A 16,878-nucleotide genomic window follows, 5' to 3' on the forward strand; every position below is an offset into this window, starting at 1 on the left:
CCGCTACTCGAGAGCGACCGGCAGCATCGACGACGGAACGTTCTGCCGGACGCCGTCGACGACTGCCCCGCCATCGTCGACCTCGAGCGGCGGGACGGTCGCGACTCGTGTGGCCGTCATTCGCTCGAGTTCCGTGGGGTTCGTCCGCTCGGCCAGCGTCTCCCCTTCGTATTCGTTGAGAACGATCCCGGCGACGGACAGCCCCCGATTCTCGAGTGCAGCCACGGTTAGCGCGGTGTGGTTCAGTGTTCCGAGCCCGGAACGGGCGACGACGATGGCGGGAAAGCCGAGGTCGGCAGCGAGGTCGAGCACTTCGTAGCCGTCGGCGAGTGGGACTCGAACGCCGCCGATTCCTTCGACGATCGTGACCGTCTCGTCAGCGGCCAGCGAGCGACAGCCAGCCACGATGTCGTCGTAGGAGAGCGATTCATCCGCTATCGAGGCCGCGACGCGGGGTGCAAGCGGTGGTTCCAGTCGCCGGAGACACGTCGACGCAGTTGGCTCCTCACAGACGTCGGCAACCGTCCCTGCGTCGTCGTCTTCGGGTGCACCGGTCTGTGCCGGTTTGATAGCGTGAGCAGCGACCCCTTCGCTTCGGAGCCAGCCGGTCAGGCCGGCGGTGACGACGGTCTTGCCGACGCCGGTTCCGGTTCCAGCGACGAAGACGCCGGTCCCGGGATCGACGGGATCGGTCATCACGGCAACACCCCCACGGCCCGGCCGGCCTCCTCGAACGCCTCGAGGCAGGCATCGACGTCGTCTCGATCGTGTGTCGCCATCGGCGCGACGCGAATCCTGCTTTCTCCCTCCGGGACGGTCGGCGGACGGATCGGCGGGGCGACGACCCCGTGGTCGCGGACGCGACCGGCGAGTTCGACCGCCAGTTCGCGGTCGCCGACCAGGACCGGAAGCACGTGAGACTCCCCGAGGACCTCGTATCCGGCCGTCTCGAGACCCTCGCGGAGCCGCTCGACCGTCTCCCAGAGCCGGTCGGCTCGGTCTTCCTCTCGGGCGATCCGTAGCGCCTCTCGGGCCGCGCCGACGGCCGGCGGTGCGAGCCCCGTCGAGTAGACGAACGAGCGGGCGTCGTTGAGGAGAGACTCCACGAGCGGCTCGCTTCCCGCGACGTAGCCGCCCTGGCTGGCCAGTGCCTTCGAGAGCGTCCCCATCTGGACGTCGACGCGGTCGCTCAGCCCTTCCCGCTGGACGACGCCACCGCCGTCGTCGAACAGCCCCGTGGCGTGGGCCTCGTCGACCATGAGCCACGCACCGTACGTTTCGGCGATCTCACAGAGCGCCTCGAGCGGTGCGACATCGCCGTCCATGCTGAACACGGAATCGGTCACGATGAGCCACTGTTCGTCGGGGGCTGCCTCGGTAGCAGCCGAGTCGCATTTCGCGGCGAGGTCGTCGGGGTCACAGTGATCGTAGACGACCGTCTCCGCATCCGCGAGCCGGCAGCCGTCGATGATGCTGGCGTGGTTGAGCGCGTCCGAAAAGAGGCGATCGGGCTCGAGTGCTGCGATCGTCCCGACGTTGGCGGCGTAGCCCGAAGAGAAAACGAGCGCCCGTTCCGTCCGCTTGCACGCTGCAAGATCACGTTCCAGCGCACGGTGCAGGCTGGTGTCTCCAGTGACGAGTCTGCTCGCCCCAGCGCCGGTGCCGACGCCGTGGATCGCTCGCTCCGCGGCACGCTGTACGCGTCGGTCCCGTGCCAGCCCGAGGTAGTTATTGGACGCGAAGACGAGTGCCGGGTCGTCGAAGTCGACGGCCCCGCCGCGACCGCGAGGGTCCGGCGCGAACCGCGTCCGCGACGCGACCCGTTCGGCCGGCTCGAGGTCGCGTCGCAACCCGTTCCGGTCGCGGGCCTCGAGTCGGCGTCGGAGATCGAATCCGTACTCTGTCATGGTCTCTCGGAGTCAAAACCGCGGCATCAGTTCTGCGGGGCCGTAGACGCCGTCGTCGCCGACGCGGTGGCGCATTACGCCCGCTTTCATGTAGCCCAGCGCGGGACCGTTTACGTTGGCCGCCATGCTCGTGTCGTCGTCGAGTTGGAACGTGTTGGTCGCCGTCTCACCGTCGAACGTCGTCCCGGTCACGCTGACGGTCGTCGTGGTCGGTTTCTCGTCCGAGCGGACGTCGAGAATGCCGCCGACGGAGACATCGTCGGCGTCACAGATTCCCGCCCGTTCCAGCAGAACGTCGTCGGCGTGTTCCATGTCGTGAAACTCCAGGACGCCGTCGTGTTCCTCGACGAGGTCCTCGATTTCGTCTTTGCTGAGCGACCGGGCAGTTTCGACATCGTAGCCGTCGAGGTGAGCGATGTCCTCGCGGACGGTCCCGCGGTTGTCCTCGTAGCCGGACTTGAGACCGACACCCCACCAGATGTCGACCTCCTGTACCTCGACGAACGACTGAGCGGCAAGCGCCGCTGCGCCCGTCAGGAACCCCGGCGTCGCACCGGCACCACAGACGAACGTGATCCCGGCGTCCTCGAAGGTCTCCGCGCGCTCGTCGAGCATGTCGATGACCCGCGAGCGCTTGAGCACGTCCACGAGCACGCCGGCGTAGCCAGCGTCGACGAACCGATCGGCGATGCGGGGGATGAAATCGTGCTCGAGGTTCGGCAACGCGATAAGGACGGCGTCGATCGGCTCCGACTCCGCGATCACGTCGTCGATCGGCGTATCGGTCGGCTCCCCCTGCTCGGAGGCGACGACGCCCGCTCCGTCGCCGGTCTGTTTGACGCCGCCTCCCGTCCCGCTTGCCTCGACGCCGCCGTCGGTCGCCGCGTCCGGTCCCGCAGTGTCGCCGCGGCCGTCGCCCGCGACGTTCCCCTCCGTTGCCGCGAGCAGCTCGTCGACGTCGAGTCCGTCGTGATCGACGGCGATTCCGTTCCGGTCACAGGCCGCGACCGGGACGAGCCCGTCCGCGTGCTGGCTAACCTCGAGCGTTCGTCGGCCGATACCACCGGTTCCCAGTACCGCAAAGGTGATCTCCGTCATGCTGTCTCAGTCGGTTCGGTCGGTTGCTGCGTTCGGTTCCGCGGCTGCGTCGATGTCGGCTCCGTCACGGTCGCGAACGGGTCCGTCGGCTCGCGTACGTACCGCATCGGGATCGAACTCGTTTGCGTCCATGTTCGGGCGCATGCCGGCGCGTTCGATGATCTCGAGGTCCTCGTCCGGCGACTGGCCGCCCGTCGTGAGGTAGTCGCCGGTGAGGAGGCCGTCGGCACCGGCTTCCAGCGGCAGGTGTTGTTCGTCGGGCTCGAGGTTCGCCTCTCGCCCGCCGGTCAGGCGAACTCTCGCGGTCGGGTGAAGCAGTCGATAGACCGCGACCGTCTTGACGATCTCTGCCGTCGATATATCCGCCGAGCCGCCGAGTCGCTCGGCAAGCGGCGTTCCCGGAACGGGGTTGAGCACGTTCACGGGAAGCGACGAAATCCCGATCTCCTGCAACGCGATGGCCGCTTCGACGCGGTCGGTCGGCGTCTCACCCATCCCGAGGATGACGCCCGCACAGAGGTCCATACCTGCGTTCTTGGCGATTTCGAGCGTCTTCACCCGGTCCTCGAAGCTGTGGGTATCGACGATCTCCGGGAAAAATCGCGGCGAGGTTTCGACGTTGTGATTGTAGTGATTGATCCCCTCCTCGGCGAGGGTTTCGGCCTCGTCTTCGGTCAGAATGCCAAGCGACGCGTCGATCTCGACGTCGGTTTCGTCCCGTACCAGGCGAATCGCCCGGATGACGTCTCGCCACTCCTCGGGACGGTTCTCCTTGGAGACGCCTTTCTCTGCGACGACGATGCCGAACCGCTGGGCACCGTCCCGTTCGGCGCGTTTTGCGGCCTCGAGAATCTCCTCGGGCTCGAGGAAGTCGTGGGTGTCGATACCCGTATCGAAGTGGACGGACTGGGCACAGAACCCACAGTCCTCGGCGCAGTTACCGGCTTTCGCGTTGACGATCGAACAGGCATCGACCGTCCCGTCGCCGAACTGTGCCCGGACGTAGTCCGCCGCCGCGGCGAGTTCGTCGACCGGCTGGGCGATCAGCGCCAGTCCGTCGGTTCGATCGAGCGACTCGCCGTCGAGCACGCGCGTCACCGCCTCGTCGATCACTCGGTTCGCTGTCTCGTAAACCACGATATCTATATCGGTTTACGGCGTGTTAATTGTTACGTGCTAGACGGTCGTGTTGCGAAGAAAAGACGACGTAAGCGGACGGCTGGCGGACGATGCCGTCAGTTTCGCGGCCCGCTCGAGGGGTCCGGATCGAACCGGGGAAGCGCCGTCAGCACCATCTCACGGTCGTATCGGTCGGTGCTGAACAGGCCGAGACAGAACAGCCCGGCGACCCCCGCGGCGAGCCAGTTCCCGTACAGGAGGTTGATCGACCCCCACAGCAACACGAAACTCACCAGATCGTCCAGCATGAACTCACACTCGCGGACGCGCTCGAGCAGTCCCGATCGTTCGAACGCGAGATCGACGAGCGCGACGGCGACGGTCCCCGACAGCACCCAGCCGGCGTAGTTCGAGAGGGGGACCCCGTAGAACCCGCCGGACTCGAAGGCCCAGAAACCGATGGCGACGGCCGCCGGGTCGAGAACGACGTCGATGGCGACGACGGCCGCAATCGCGACTGGGACCCTCACCAGGAGTCGGTCGCTCCAGTCACCAAGCACCAGCAGCGTCAGCAGGTAGGCGTTCAGCACCAGTGGGATGAAAAACAGCGGAAGCGCGATCGGCACCTCCCCCAGCAGCATCGGCCCGAGCTGGATCGTGTACTCGAAGGCTCCGTAGGGCCAGTCCGTCCGGACGCCGACCATCTCGATCGCGTAGGTGTAGGCCGTCAGAACGCCGAGACAGCCCAGCGCCCACCAGCCGATCCGTGGGAGGACCCCGACGAGTAGCGGCGAACGCATGACCGCCGTTCCAAACAGGATAAACAGGGGATTGTACGCGAGCGGCTCCGGGAGCCACCCCTCCGCGCTCGCGACCAGCGTCACCGCGCCGACGACCGGGAAGACGACGGCGATCGTGAACCGATGCTCCCGAATGAGCTCCTCGAGGCGTCGCTGAACGTCCTGTCTTCGACCGACTCGACTGCTGGATGCGTGCGTGTTCGAACTCGATCTATCCATAGATCATCCTCCAGAGACCGCCCATCGTCAGCGCGGCTCCGACGACGGTGTTGATCGCGGGGAACCACCAGTAGGCACGATCGACGGCGACGCTCGAGCCCACGACGACCGCGATGAGCGCGGGGTACACGGCCATGGCGGCCCCGAGCCGGTAGTCGATCGCGCCGAAGGCGACGGCGCTTGCGAGCCAGCAGCCGCCACAGTAGGCGTACGTTCGGGACTCGCCGAGGACCGTCGCCGTCGTCTCGATACCTGCTGCACGGTCGGGTTCGATGTCCGGAATCGCCGAAAAGGTGTGCATTCCCATCGCCCACAGCCAGCCACCGAGGACGGCGAGTGCGGGTGGCTGGGTGCTAGCGACCGCGGCGTAGGCTGCCGCGCCGGGTTCGATGTAGAGTCCGTTCGACACCGAGTCGAGCACCGGCGTCGTCTTGAACCGGGCCGGCGGTGCGCTGTAGGCCGCTCCCAGAACGAGGAAGACGACGATCCACGGCCAGGCGGCCGAGGGGACGACCGGCAGGAGAACCACCGGCAACAGGCCACAGACTGCGACGGCCGCGGGAACGTACCCCTGACCCTGGTATCTCGCCTCTTTCTCGTCTTTCTTCGGGTTCTCGCGGTCGATGTCCCGATCGTAGACATCGTTGATCCCGTAGAGGAAGACGTTCGCCGGGACGAGGAAGTACGCGAACAGGACGACTGCGGCGGGCGCAAACAGCTCCGGCCGACTCTCGGCGGCGTAAGCCACGCCGACCACGACGGGACCCGCGAGGTAGAGCCAGAACCGCGGCCGGGAGAGGACAAGCAGGTACCGCAGTCGCTCGAGGCGGCCGGCACCGCCGCTCGATCCGGGGTCGCTTGGTCGTCCCGTTCCGCCGTCGGAGCCGTCTCCGCCGTCCGCTCGCCGTGGCGCGTTCTCGCCCTCGTGCATACTCCGCGTCCGGTCACCCGCGATCCTCGATCACGGTTTCCGCCGTGAGCTCGCCACTGATCAGACACATCGGAACGCCGATCCCGGGCGTCGTGTCGCCGCCGGCGAAGTAGAGCCCGTCGACCTCCTTCGAGCGGTGGGGCGGCCGGAACAGCGCCGTCTGTCGGAGCGTGTGGGCCAACCCGAGTGCCGTCCCCTGGTAACTGTTGTAGCGGCTGGCGAAATCCTCGACGGAGAACTGTTCCTCGACGACGATCCGGTCGCGGAGATCGGTGCCCGTGTTCGCTGCGATATCGGCCAGGATTTCGTCCCGGTACCGGTCGCGGGTCTCGGGCGTGTCCTCGAGGCCGGGCGCGATCGGCACGAGCACGAACAGGTTACTGTGGCCTTCCGGGGCGACGTCGTCGTCGGTCTCCGAGGGGACACAGAGGTAGTAGGCTGGATCGTCGGGCCAGGCGGGCTCTTCGAAGATGCTGTCGAAGTGCTGGCCCCAGTTGGTCGGGAGAACGAGCGTGTGGTGGGCCAACTCGTCGACCTCGCCCTCGACCCCGAGATACAGCAGGAACGCGGAGGGTGCGTACGTTCTCGACTCCCAGTAGTTGGCATCGTAGCCGCGCTGTTCGGGTTTGAGGAGGTCCTGTTCTGCGTGGGCGTAATCGGTGTTGCTGACGACGAGATCGGGCCGGAGCGGCCCGTCGGGGGTCTCGACGAGGAACGCGCCCTCGCGACCCTTGATCGCCGTCGCGGGCCGATCAGTGTCGTACTCGACGCCCAGTTCCCGTCCGAGTTCGACGATCCCGTCGACGACGCTTCCCATGCCACCTTCGGGGTACCAGACGCCGAGGTTGAAATCGACGTGGCTCATCAGGTTGTACAGGGCCGGCGTGTTGTTCGGCGAACCGCCGAGAAACACCAGCGTGTACTGCATGATCTGCTGGAGTTTCGGGTGTTCGAAGTAGTTCTCGACGTGATCTTGCATCGAGCCCAGCAAGGAGAGACCCCGTGCCTGCCGGGCGACGTCGAGGTCGACGTAGTCCCGGAGCCGCGAGCGATCCTCGTAGACGAAATGTTCCATCCCGACCTCGTAGTTCTCCTTTGATTTCTCGAGGTAGCGTTCGAGCGTTTCGCCAGCACCGTCCTCGTACTCCTCGAAGACTTCCTTCGTACGCTCTAGGTCCGGCGTCACGTCGACTCGATCCCCGTCCTTGAAGAAAATCCGGTAGTGGGGATCGAGGTGGGTGAGTTCGTAGTAGTCGGACGGCGTCCGATCGAACTGTCCGAAGAAGCGTTCGAAGACGTCGGGCATCAGGTACCACGAGGGACCCATATCGAACTCGAACCCGTCTTTCTCGAGGCGACTCGCTCGTCCGCCCAGCTGCTCGTTCTTCTCGATGAGGCGCACTTCCGCGCCCGCGTCGGCGAGGTAACAGGCGGTCGACAGACCCCCGATCCCTCCGCCGACGACCACGACAGACTCACCGGCCAACGGTTGCATAGCCTAATTGAATAGTGCAGCAGTGAAAAACGTACGTCTTACTCAGGTAGGCTCATCGCTCATCGCTCATCGTGGGACGGCGGACCGGCGGACCGACGGGGAATCGTCCCCGCCCGGTTTCCGTAGATCGGACCGCTGGTTTCGTGTAGTTCCCGCCCGTACTGGCCGTATGGACGGAACCGTGGTCGTCACTGGTGGAACGCGAGGAATCGGACGCGCCGTCGCCGAAGCCTTCGCCGCCGACGGGGCGACGGTCGTAATCGGTGCACGGAACGACAGCGAGGTATCGGAGACGGTCGAGACACTCGAGTCGGCCGGCGCGACCGCGGCCGCCGGCGTCCGGACCGACGTTCGAGACGAGTTCGACGTCGAGCGGCTGGTCGAGACTGCGTCCCGGACCGGCGACTCGAGGGGGATCGACGCCGTCGTCGCCGCGGCAGGGGTCTACCACGGCGAAGCCGGTGAGACTCCGACCGACGAGGAGTCGTACACCGCGGTCGACGACCACTGGCGAATCAACGGCCGTGGCGTCTTCGCGACGATTCGGGAGGCACTGCCCCACCTCAACGACGGGGCGCGCGTACTCGTTCCGACGGGTGCGGTCGCTCGAGACCCACAATCCGGATACGGTGCCTACGCGATTTCGAAGGCGACGGCCGAGGCGGTTGCCCGTGGGTTCGCCGCCGACACCGAGCACCCGGTCGGCTGTCTGGACCCGGGACGAGTCTCGACGGCCCTCTCGGGCGGTGAGGGACGTGATCCCGAAGCCGTCGCCGACATGTTCGTCTGGGCGGCGACGGACGCCGATCCGGACGAACTCGACGGGAACGTCCTCGGGCTGAAAGAGTGGAAGACGGCGACGCGGTAGGTGGTCGTCGTTTCGGGTCCGGGTCCGGGTCTGAGTCTGAGTCCAGGTCCGCCGCCCTCGCTACTCGAGATCACCGTCACCTCCCTCACCGCCCCCGAGTCCCAACGCGTCGCTCAACTCGAGGCTCACGTCCGACCGGGAGCGGGCGTACGCGTAGGAGGCGACGAGCAGCACGGCCCCCAACACGAGAAACGACAGCGTCCGTGCGACGGTATCCAGATCGCGCGTATCGACGAGAAACACCTTCGCGGTCGCGAGGCCGAACACGCCGATCGCGAGCGCCCGGAGCCCCCGAACGTCGAGCGTGAACCCGGCCACGAGCAGGGCGAGGCCGAGCAGTACCCAGGCGATAGAGACGCCGAGTCCGGACAACTCGAGTGCGAGCACGAGCACGGCCAGCCCGGTCGCCGCGGTCGCGTAGACGCCCTCGAGCGGCGGCAGGAAGCGGCGTTCGGCCTCGGAGAGCGTCGACTGGTCGGCGGCGAACCACCACGCCAGTCCGTAGAAAACGCCGATCGCGAGCGCGAACGCGACCGGTCGACCCGTCAGCGTCGCCATCGGCTCGGCGGCGTCGAACGCGGCCAACTCGCTCGCGTCGACGGCGAGCAGTTTGAAGCCCGTCGCCCCGGCGACGACGTGGCTCCCGTACCGGAAGCCGGGCTCCTCGAGTTCCCTCGCCGCCAGGACGCCGACACAGACGATCGCGAGCGCGCCGACCGTCGTCGCGAACGTCCCGACCGCGATCCCGATACCGAGCGCGAGAGCGCCGACGGAGCCAGCCGCGGCAGTTCCGTCGGCTTTGACCGATCCCCGGTCGGTGATCACGTAGGCACCTCCGAGAAGAATCGCGACGACGATCGCACCGAGCCCGGCCGCGTCGGGAATCGCGTCTTCGACGGCGTTCTCGAGCAGGAGCGTTCCGAACGCGGCGTTGACGAGCGGGAGGGCGATAAGCTGGACACGGTAGCGACGGTTCTCGAACCGCGTCGCTGTGACGTCACGCAGAACGTAGCCGCCAGCCAGGTAGATCACAAGCGTCAGGACCGCGGTCAGCGCGAGCACGGCTGCCGACGGCTCGACCTCGACGAGCCACAGCAGAACGACGCCGTAGGTGGCGAACGTACTCGAGAGGACGAGCCGACTCCAGGGTTCGACTGTGGCGATGGCGACCAGTCCGCCGGCCAGCAGGAGGAGGTACACGGGCGTCACCGCGAGCGTCGCGGCCTCGATGCTCAGTGCGGCGGTGACGTAGCCAAGCAGGAACGCCTCGCCGACGACCAGCGCCGCGCCGTCCCGGATCGAGACGACCGCCGTCACGCCGACCAGCAGCGTCAGCGCCGCGAGGACGGCCCACAGCGGCGTCCCGATCGCCTCGCGGTACCCCTCGAAGCCGTAGGCAGCGTAGATGCTGAGGTAGGCGACGGCCATCCCTGCCCCGGCGGCGATTCGGCCCCAGCGGACGTACCCCTGTCGCGTCGTGGCGTATCGACCGCCGGCAAACAGTGCCAGGCCACCGATCGTCCCGACGACGACCCGACCGAACGGACCGAGCAGCCCGATCTCGATTGCCAACTGGACGAAGAACGCGACGCCGATCACGAGCGCGGCAGCGCCCGCGATGCCCAGCCACCGAACGCCGACGGCGAGTTCCCAGTCGCGGGCCGTCCCGCTCGAGCGGAGGCTCGAGTGATCGGCCGACGCCTCGTTTGCCTCCTCGTCGTCCGCAGCGTTGCCGGCTCCTGTCCCCTCGCTGCGGTCGTCCGCCCGCTCTCTCTCGCTCGTCTCGGGGTCCGACTCCGGTCGGGACGGATCGTCGGCCTCGGCCTCGAGTTCCTCCTCGAGCGATTCGACTCGACGGCGAAGCGAATCGAATTCGGTCCGGAGCCGCCGGATATCCTCCTGGAGGTCGTCGTTCGCGTTCCCGTCGTCGGCCATCTCGCCTGTGTCGTCTCACTCCGACAACATAAATCGGCGGGTACGGTCTCCCGCTCGACGACTGCGACGACTGGTCGACTTCGGGTGAGCCACCGCTAATCGCACGGAACACGTCCCTCTACGGGAGCGTCGCTATCACTACGAGGGGTTGTTCGACGTGGCGCGTGTGAGCCACGGCTGAACCCGGGCCACGTTCGGAGGGTCGTCGCAAGCTATATATTCGGCTGACATGACTGTCGGCCATGCCTGGACCGGTCTTTCTCGAGAGCGATCGCGTTACGCTTCGCCCGATCGAGCGGGACGACCTCGCGTTCCTCCAGCGTGCCATGAACGCGCCCGACGTGTGGCGGCCCGCGCTCGATATCGACCCGATGAACCGCGAGCAGGCCGCGGAGTTCTTCGAGACCGTCGTTTCCGAGACGGACGGCGGCGTCCACTGTCTCGTCTGTACGGACGGGGACCCCCTCGGCGTCGTCACGCTCTCTGCATCGCGGTACGGTCCCGACGAAACTGCCCGCTCGCGGGCCGCAGAACTCGCCTACTGGCTCGCTCCCGAACACCACGGCCAGGGGTACGGCTCCGACGCGGTCTCGAGACTGCTCCGATACGCCTTCGAGGACCGGAACCTGCGGCGAGTGAGTGCTCGTGTCGGGAGCTTCAACGACGCTTCGGTCGGGCTCCTCGAGCGTCTCGGCTTCGAGCGGGAGGGGCGACTACGGGACGCAGCCTGGTATCGCGGCGACTACCACGACATGTACTGGTACGGGCTGTTACGCGAGGAGTGGCGGAAGACCAGCGACGTGTGCGAGCGATAGCGGTCGCTCGTCGGTCGGGGTACGGTCCGAAGAATACGCTCTGGGACTGCAGTATGCAGTCGGCGCAAAATCTCAGTCGATGTGTCCTTCGCGGCGGAGCTGGTCGGCGTCCTGACTGGTGTAGCGCCACTCGATGGTGGCCTTCTCGTCTTGCCAGTCCCAGGGCTCGGCGACGACGATGTCGTCTTGCTCGATCCAGGTTCGGTATTTCATTCGACCCGGAATGCGGCCGAGTCGCTCCTCGCCGTCTTCGCAGCGGAGTTGCACGTGGTTCCCGCCGAGGTGTTCGGTGACGACGGCGAATACTTCGTCGCTGTTGGGCATACGGAGGTTCCGTCGCCCGGAGTCTTCTGTCACAATCTACCTACGAGCGGAAGACGTTTAAATGGTTGGAGAGTCGTGGTACCACGTCGCAGCCAACCAGCAGCAACCACGGGTCACCACTCGCACGTGCAAACGGCGGATATCGATCCGCCGTCGTCACAACTCGCGGTCCGAATCCGGATTCTCGAGTTCCCACAGGAGTTCCGGCAGGAACGCCTCGAGGTTGTCGATCACTGTGCGGTCGCTGACGTTCAGCCCGTCACAGTGGTCGTGGGCCGACTCGCGGATATCGACGTGGAGGTCCCCGCCCTCGCGCCAGACGGCAAGCGGGAAGACCGAACACCGCGTCGGTTTCCAGTCTTCCTCCAGGTGCAGCGAACAGAGCCCGTCTTCCCGCAGGAAGGCACAGGCACAGCCGTCGTCGCCGACGTGGTCCTCGCGGTCTTTCTCCTCGCGGGTGACGAACTTCTCGCCGCGGAAGTCGGTCGTGTTCTCGGCGAGGTTGGCCCGCTGGGCGAGCTCGAGGAGGTCCCGGTCGTAGAGGAGAACACCGTGGTGACAACACCAGGTACAGTCGTCGACACACTCGAAGGTGAGGTCGGGATCGAACTCGACGACGACCTCTCGGCCGGGGTAGACTTCGACGCGGTGGGGAACCTCCGTGCTCACGTCAGCGGGAAGGGGGTGCGGGCGGAAGTGCCTTTCTTCCTGGGCCGGAGGGCAGTCACGGTCGTTCCGCGTCTGGATTGTCCGTCGCTCGAGCACTCGATTCCGCGGCTACTCGATCTCGAGAGCACCGTACATGAACCCCGCGTGGGGCGAACAGTAGTACGGCTGGCGGCCAGGCTCGTCGGCCTCCCACTCGAAGGTGTCTCCCTCGCTCGAGATCGTCGTGTCGAACGTCTCGCCGCCGCCGCTTCGCTGCTCGAGATCGGCCGTCGAGGTGACGGTGTGGAAGACGCCGTCGGTGTTGACCCACTCGACGGTAGTCCCCTCGTCGACGGTGGCGAACGCGGGATCGAAGACGAAGTCCGGTTCGTCTCCCTGGCCTTCGCGGGTCTCGATCTCGACGTGGTCTTCACCCGTCAGGTCGGCGAACTCCTCGTCGATGTCGGCCGTGCCGTCCCCGTTCGCTTCCTCGTCTTCTACTTCGTCGTCTTCCTCGTCGTGACCGTGGGCTTCTTCGGCCGCCTCCCGTTCGTCCTCGTTTCCGTCACCGACGATCAGACTGCCCTCCATGAACCCGGCGTGTGGTTCACAGTAGTAGTGCTGGACGCCGTCCGAGTCGGGCGTCCACTCGAACGTGTCGCCGTCGGAGGCGATGGTCGCGTCGAACTCGTCGCTCGGGGTTTTCTCCTCGAGCGAGTCAGTCGAGGTGACGGTGTGGAAGACGCCGTCGGTGTTGACCCACCGGACGGTAGTGCCGGGCTCGAGTTCGACGATCGCGGGGTCGAAGACGAAGTCGGGTTCTTCTCCCTCTCCTTTTTCCTCGCCCTCGCGAGTCTCGATCTCGATCACGTCCTCTTCCTCTTCGGCGTCGTCCGCAGTGGCATCTTCAGACTCCGCTTCGTCGCCGCCCTCGTTTTCCGACTCGTCGTCGCCGAGACAGCCGGCAAGCGCCGCACTCGAGGCGGCCCCGAAGGCGACCAGCAGCCGTCTGCGACTTGCGGGTCTCGGGTTCATGGATGTCAGTGATCACTCCGTCGGGGTGGGCATGAACTCGCGGTCGACGCCGACCTCGACTTCGCCCCAGGGCATCTCGTGGTCGCGGGTAGCGTGGTGGACGAGCCACGTGCCCCACTGTTCGGGGTCCTGACCGCCGTGGCCGGCTTCCCAGCTGTCTGCCTCGTGCTTGTGGAAGTGCGTGAACTCCTCGTCCTGACCGGCGGGGATGTCGTCCGTGGTGAACTGCCCGCGGACACCCATTCCGAAGTAAATGAGGTTCTCGGCCTCCTCGACCGCCGGCTCGTCCCAGTGGAGGAAGACGAACGTCTCCTCGCTGACCCACTTCCAGACGTGTGCGGGCGTGCCGTGTGGAGCGTCGTCCTGGCCGGTCGTCCAGCGATCGTCGAAGATGTCGATCAGTTCGTCCCGGTCGGCGTCGGTGAGGTCGCTCTCGCCACTGTCGGGGGTCTCCCAGTCGGTTTCGTGGCCCTCGCTGCCCTCCTCGGGCGGCGTCGGCATGAAGCCGTAGTCGATCTGGGGTTCGATCGGCTCGTCGTGGAACGGGTACTCGATCTCCCGAACCGCGATGTGGGTCAGCCAGTACCCCTCGTCGCCGGTGTCGCCGCCGTGGCCGGCCTCCCAGCCGTCGGCCGTGTGCTGGTGGAAGTGCGTAAACTCCTCGCTGGGCTGGCTCTCCTCGGTAAAGAGTCCCTTCTGCCCGATCGTGATGTAGTCGAGTTCGGTTGCTTCCTCCGGATTCGGCTCGTCGAAGTGAAGCCCGATCAGGGTCTCGTCGCTGACCCACTTCCAGACGTGTCGTGGGGTGTAGGATCGCTCTTCGCCCTCCACCTCGTGTTGGTCCTCGTTCATCGGCTGATCGTCGAACGCCGCGACCAGCGCCGAGATATCTTCCTCGGAGAGCGACTCCCCCTCCGGGGTCGGCTCGAGGCTCGCCAGGTCCGCTTCCTCCTCTTGAGCTTCGTCACTGTCCGCCGATTCGTCTCTCGACTCGTCGGTCTCGTCGCCCTCAGTGCCGTTCTCGTCGGCTGCTTCCTCTTCGCCACCGAGACAGCCAGCAACCGCGACGGCACCGCTCGCTCCCAGTAGTTGTATCGCGCGTCGTCGGTTCATCGTCCGCAGTCGGTCGGGTGACATACGTACTACACCAGTGTCGAGTAGACGATGGTGCTATGGTGGTTGTGCGCAGCCGACGCACTCGGGACGTAGATATATCCAGCACCAGTACAGTGCCGTCCGACCGAGACGATGGCCGTTACGTCTCGGGCGACTCGAGCCAGGTTTCGTGGAGATCAACCCACGCGAGCTCCCCAGGAGCGTCCGTATCGTCACGAAACAGAACCGTGCTAACCCGACCCGTCGTCTCGTCGGTCGTCTCCTGGCACTCCTCGTACCGAACCGTCGCATGCGACTCGGTCCGTGCGACTACTTCGACGTTCCGGATGTCGATGTCGAACGCTCCCGGCTCGTCGCGGCCGTAGTCCTCGCGGATTCCCTCGAGAACCGCCTCGCGAGCCAGTCGGTCGCCGTCGGGCGTCACCATCTCGAACCCGGGAGCGAGCGCCTCCTCCAGTCGGCCGGCGTCGGTTTTCGGCCGTTGGCCTGCGTACCACTCGACGAAAAACTCGTGTAACGATTCGATCTCCGCCGCGTACCGCGAGCGATCCGACATAGCGGTCGTTCGGGCGGCCGACGCAAAACTGTATCCCGGCTCCGACAGGAAGCGGTTCTCGGAACGGTCGCTCCTCGCTCGCTGACCCGAACTCCGGGTCGTGAGGAAACAGGTGAGAGGAGAAAACGAGCGTGCTCCGAACCTACGGCCCGAACTCGTCGATGCGTTCGTGGACCGTCTCGGCCCACTCGTCGACGGCCTCGTGCATCCGCTCCTGTGCGTCCGGAACCGGCACGGCGTAGTACTGATAGACGTAGCCACCGCCGTCGAGCAGTCGGCGTTCGCGTTCGACCAGCCCTTTTTCCGACAGCGTCGACAGCGACCGATTCACGTTGCTCCTGTCGCGCTCGAGGTCGGTCGCGAGTTCGGAGACCGTACTCCCCTGGAGTTCGAACAGTCGAAAGTACGTGCGCGTCTCGTGGGACTGGATGCCAAATACACACTCCATGATCCGCTCGAACTCCGGACTATCGACGAGCATGAGCGTCTCCATTCGTTGCTCGGAGTCGGTCATGTTCCTGTGTCAGGGAGGTACCGCCCTATAGTTTGGGAGCGAAACGTAACTCCCGAGCGTCGCCGGTCACTGTCGGTCGACCCGACTCGATCCGTAGGCAACTCCCAATCGTCACCGCCGTGACGCTCACTCGGCCGAGGGCCGAACGTCTTCTTCCGTCTCCTCGGCCGGCTCCGCCCTGGCGAGCCGATACCGCTCGAGACAGGACTGCATCTCCTCCTGTGACTCGAAGGTGAGCAGCTTCATCGGCGTATCGCAGTAGTACGTTCCCTGCTGTCTCCGCAACGCCATCCGCAGCGTCTTTCCGAGAACGTCGACCTCGATGATCACGCGGTTTCCGCTGTCGAGTTTCTCGAGAATCTGCCCCGAAGTGAGGTCTTTCCGGTCGACGTAGATCGTGTCTCCCATGGTTCCGATACACGGACGCCAGCGGCAAGAAATTACACGACTGGGCGTTCGCGCCGATCAGTTCCGCGACTCGACTACGTCGTTTCGGAGCGTCCCGACACCCTCGTACGTGATTTCGACGGTATCGCCGGGCTCGACGAGACCTGGATTGGCGGGGCTGCCGAAGGCGACGACATCGCCCGGCCGGAGTGTGAACCGCTCGGAGAGGAAGGAGACGATCTCGTCGGGATCGAACAGCATCAGTTCGGTGTTTGCCTCCTGGCGGCGCTCGCCCGCGACATCGGTGTGCATGTCGATCCCGTGAGGATCGAGGTCGGTCTCGAGCCACGGCCCGAGCGGCCCGGAGCCGTCGAAGGCCTTGCGCGCGGTCCGGCCCTGCTGGTCGAGTGCGTCGATGTCGTTCATAATGGTGTAGCCGCGGACGACCTCGGGGACCTCTGCCGGAGCGACGTTACGACAGCGTTCGTCGATCACCGCGGCGAGTTCGCCGGCGTAGGTCAGTTCGTCGGTGAACTCGGGATAGGGAATCGGCTGCTCGTGGCCCAGCAACGCCGTGGGCGGCTTGATGAAGAAGTCCGGTTCCTCGGGTCGTTCGTACTCCATCTGCTCGAGCGTCTCGGCGAAGTTCCGGCCGACGCAGTACAGCGTCGACGGCTCGCAGGGTGGCAGCAGTCGGCCGTCGACACCGACCTCGTAGGTACCGTCGTCGGCGTGAACGGTACCGTCCTCGTATCGGCCCGAAACCGGTCCGTCGGATGTCAAGAGTCGTGCGAGTCGCATGGTCTCTGGCTCCCGTTCCTCGCTCGAGGCTGTTAGCGGTGCCGGTCGGTCGTCGTGAAGTACCTCGGGGTCACGTGATTCGAGACGCTTCGCGTCTCGTCATCACGGAAGACAACCTCTTCCGTACGACCCCGAGGAACTCTCGCTGTCTCTCTGTAGATACCGACAACGCTGGCTCCTGGTGTTAGTTATTTGTCTCCGCTCGTGGGCCAGCCGAACGTTAGTGTCTAGGGAAGTGCTTTACCTGTAGAGACGCTGGAAGTGGTAATGGGACGGCTCGATGACATCACACTCGAGGAACTCTACGAGC

General features: G+C 65.8%; 18 protein-coding genes. 2 read left to right on the forward strand and 16 right to left on the reverse strand.

Translation table 11 applies throughout. The features are described 5' to 3' along the window. Window positions 1-3: 3 nt before the first annotated feature. The 7 genes from bioD to C446_RS12210 all read right to left on the reverse strand — a co-directional run bounded on the left by bioD (window position 4) and on the right by C446_RS12210 (window position 7,569). Window positions 4-696, reverse strand: a complete 693-nt coding sequence (gene bioD, locus C446_RS12180; RefSeq protein WP_006673412.1) for a dethiobiotin synthase — start codon at window positions 694-696, stop codon at window positions 4-6. Beyond that, window positions 696-1,907, reverse strand: coding sequence for an aminotransferase class I/II-fold pyridoxal phosphate-dependent enzyme (locus C446_RS12185; protein WP_006673413.1), 1,212 nt, complete (start codon window positions 1,905-1,907; stop codon window positions 696-698). The genes bioD and C446_RS12185 overlap by 1 nt, the downstream gene beginning before the upstream one ends. A 12-nt stretch (window positions 1,908-1,919) precedes the next feature. Beyond that, window positions 1,920-3,005 carry a saccharopine dehydrogenase family protein gene (locus tag C446_RS12190; RefSeq protein WP_006673414.1) on the reverse strand — a complete coding sequence of 362 codons (1,086 nt, stop codon included), beginning with the start codon at window positions 3,003-3,005 and terminating at the stop codon, window positions 1,920-1,922. 6 nt (window positions 3,006-3,011) lie between these two features. Continuing rightward, window positions 3,012-4,142 carry a biotin synthase BioB gene (gene bioB / locus C446_RS12195; protein ID WP_006673415.1) on the reverse strand — a complete coding sequence of 377 codons (1,131 nt, stop codon included), beginning with the start codon at window positions 4,140-4,142 and terminating at the stop codon, window positions 3,012-3,014. A 98-nt stretch (window positions 4,143-4,240) separates the two neighbouring features. Continuing rightward, complete coding sequence (cruF, locus tag C446_RS12200) at window positions 4,241-5,143, reverse strand: bisanhydrobacterioruberin hydratase (protein WP_006673416.1); 903 nt, start codon at window positions 5,141-5,143, stop codon at window positions 4,241-4,243. Beyond that, on the reverse strand, window positions 5,136-6,074 hold the full coding sequence (locus tag C446_RS12205; RefSeq protein WP_006673417.1) for a prenyltransferase: 939 nt from the start codon (window positions 6,072-6,074) through the stop codon (window positions 5,136-5,138). Before C446_RS12205 ends, cruF begins: the two co-directional genes overlap by 8 nt. A gap of 13 nt (window positions 6,075-6,087) precedes the next feature. Further along, window positions 6,088-7,569: a phytoene desaturase family protein gene (locus C446_RS12210; RefSeq protein ID WP_006673418.1), complete on the reverse strand. Its 1,482-nt coding sequence runs from the start codon at window positions 7,567-7,569 to the stop codon at window positions 6,088-6,090. A 169-nt stretch (window positions 7,570-7,738) separates the two neighbouring features. Between C446_RS12210 and C446_RS12215 the strand changes: the two genes are divergently transcribed. Beyond that, a complete protein-coding gene (locus C446_RS12215; RefSeq protein ID WP_006673419.1) occupies window positions 7,739-8,437 on the forward strand; it encodes an SDR family NAD(P)-dependent oxidoreductase in 699 nt (232 codons plus the stop codon). A 60-nt stretch (window positions 8,438-8,497) separates the two neighbouring features. On the opposite strand, the gene C446_RS12220 is transcribed toward C446_RS12215, so the two are convergent. Then, window positions 8,498-10,372 (reverse strand): DUF2339 domain-containing protein, encoded by a 1,875-nt coding sequence (locus C446_RS12220; protein ID WP_006673420.1) that lies wholly within the window; start codon window positions 10,370-10,372, stop codon window positions 8,498-8,500. Between the two features lie 242 nt (window positions 10,373-10,614). On the opposite strand from C446_RS12220, the gene C446_RS12225 reads away from it, so the two are divergent. Then, window positions 10,615-11,187: a GNAT family N-acetyltransferase gene (locus C446_RS12225; protein WP_006673421.1), complete on the forward strand. Its 573-nt coding sequence runs from the start codon at window positions 10,615-10,617 to the stop codon at window positions 11,185-11,187. Between the two features lie 72 nt (window positions 11,188-11,259). Here the strand turns inward: C446_RS12225 and C446_RS12230 are convergent, their stop codons facing one another. From C446_RS12230 to C446_RS12265, 8 genes are all read right to left on the reverse strand, one after another. Beyond that, complete coding sequence (locus tag C446_RS12230) at window positions 11,260-11,544, reverse strand: translation initiation factor eIF-1A (RefSeq protein WP_076738713.1); 285 nt, start codon at window positions 11,542-11,544, stop codon at window positions 11,260-11,262. Between the two features lie 123 nt (window positions 11,545-11,667). Next, a complete protein-coding gene (locus tag C446_RS12235) occupies window positions 11,668-12,180 on the reverse strand; it encodes a YkgJ family cysteine cluster protein (RefSeq protein WP_006673422.1) in 513 nt (170 codons plus the stop codon). A gap of 108 nt (window positions 12,181-12,288) precedes the next feature. Beyond that, a complete protein-coding gene (locus tag C446_RS12240) occupies window positions 12,289-13,194 on the reverse strand; it encodes a cupredoxin domain-containing protein (RefSeq protein ID WP_006673423.1) in 906 nt (301 codons plus the stop codon). 12 nt (window positions 13,195-13,206) lie between these two features. Further along, window positions 13,207-14,331 (reverse strand): hypothetical protein, encoded by a 1,125-nt coding sequence (locus C446_RS12245; protein WP_006673424.1) that lies wholly within the window; start codon window positions 14,329-14,331, stop codon window positions 13,207-13,209. 118 nt (window positions 14,332-14,449) lie between these two features. Then, window positions 14,450-14,866, reverse strand: coding sequence for a DUF4440 domain-containing protein (locus C446_RS12250; protein WP_006673425.1), 417 nt, complete (start codon window positions 14,864-14,866; stop codon window positions 14,450-14,452). Between the two features lie 142 nt (window positions 14,867-15,008). Next, entirely contained in the window at window positions 15,009-15,380 is a 372-nt protein-coding gene (locus C446_RS12255) for a helix-turn-helix domain-containing protein (RefSeq protein WP_049920198.1), read from the reverse strand. A gap of 126 nt (window positions 15,381-15,506) precedes the next feature. After that, complete coding sequence (locus C446_RS12260) at window positions 15,507-15,788, reverse strand: hypothetical protein (RefSeq protein ID WP_006673427.1); 282 nt, start codon at window positions 15,786-15,788, stop codon at window positions 15,507-15,509. A 57-nt stretch (window positions 15,789-15,845) separates the two neighbouring features. Further along, window positions 15,846-16,568, reverse strand: coding sequence for a fumarylacetoacetate hydrolase family protein (locus C446_RS12265; RefSeq protein ID WP_006673428.1), 723 nt, complete (start codon window positions 16,566-16,568; stop codon window positions 15,846-15,848). Between the last annotated feature and the right edge of the window lie 310 nt (window positions 16,569-16,878).

The organism is Halobiforma nitratireducens JCM 10879 (genome assembly GCF_000337895.1).
In the GTDB taxonomy this organism is placed as follows: domain Archaea; phylum Halobacteriota; class Halobacteria; order Halobacteriales; family Natrialbaceae; genus Natronobacterium; species Natronobacterium nitratireducens.

Coding starts and splice junctions, on each gene's coding strand:
- C446_RS12215 (WP_006673419.1), top strand. CDS start 7,739: ATGGACGGAACCGTGGTCGTCACTGGTGGAACGCGAGGAATCGGACGC.
- C446_RS12250 (WP_006673425.1), bottom strand. CDS start 14,866: ATGTCGGATCGCTCGCGGTACGCGGCGGAGATCGAATCGTTACACGAG.
- C446_RS12265 (WP_006673428.1), bottom strand. CDS start 16,568: ATGCGACTCGCACGACTCTTGACATCCGACGGACCGGTTTCGGGCCGA.
- C446_RS12190 (WP_006673414.1), bottom strand. CDS start 3,005: ATGACGGAGATCACCTTTGCGGTACTGGGAACCGGTGGTATCGGCCGA.
- C446_RS12205 (WP_006673417.1), bottom strand. CDS start 6,074: ATGCACGAGGGCGAGAACGCGCCACGGCGAGCGGACGGCGGAGACGGC.
- bioD (WP_006673412.1), bottom strand. CDS start 696: ATGACCGATCCCGTCGATCCCGGGACCGGCGTCTTCGTCGCTGGAACC.
- C446_RS12210 (WP_006673418.1), bottom strand. CDS start 7,569: ATGCAACCGTTGGCCGGTGAGTCTGTCGTGGTCGTCGGCGGAGGGATC.
- C446_RS12260 (WP_006673427.1), bottom strand. CDS start 15,788: ATGGGAGACACGATCTACGTCGACCGGAAAGACCTCACTTCGGGGCAG.
- C446_RS12225 (WP_006673421.1), top strand. CDS start 10,615: ATGCCTGGACCGGTCTTTCTCGAGAGCGATCGCGTTACGCTTCGCCCG.
- cruF (WP_006673416.1), bottom strand. CDS start 5,143: ATGGATAGATCGAGTTCGAACACGCACGCATCCAGCAGTCGAGTCGGT.
- C446_RS12220 (WP_006673420.1), bottom strand. CDS start 10,372: ATGGCCGACGACGGGAACGCGAACGACGACCTCCAGGAGGATATCCGG.
- C446_RS12255 (WP_049920198.1), bottom strand. CDS start 15,380: ATGACCGACTCCGAGCAACGAATGGAGACGCTCATGCTCGTCGATAGT.
- C446_RS12185 (WP_006673413.1), bottom strand. CDS start 1,907: ATGACAGAGTACGGATTCGATCTCCGACGCCGACTCGAGGCCCGCGAC.
- C446_RS12245 (WP_006673424.1), bottom strand. CDS start 14,331: ATGTCACCCGACCGACTGCGGACGATGAACCGACGACGCGCGATACAA.
- C446_RS12240 (WP_006673423.1), bottom strand. CDS start 13,194: ATGAACCCGAGACCCGCAAGTCGCAGACGGCTGCTGGTCGCCTTCGGG.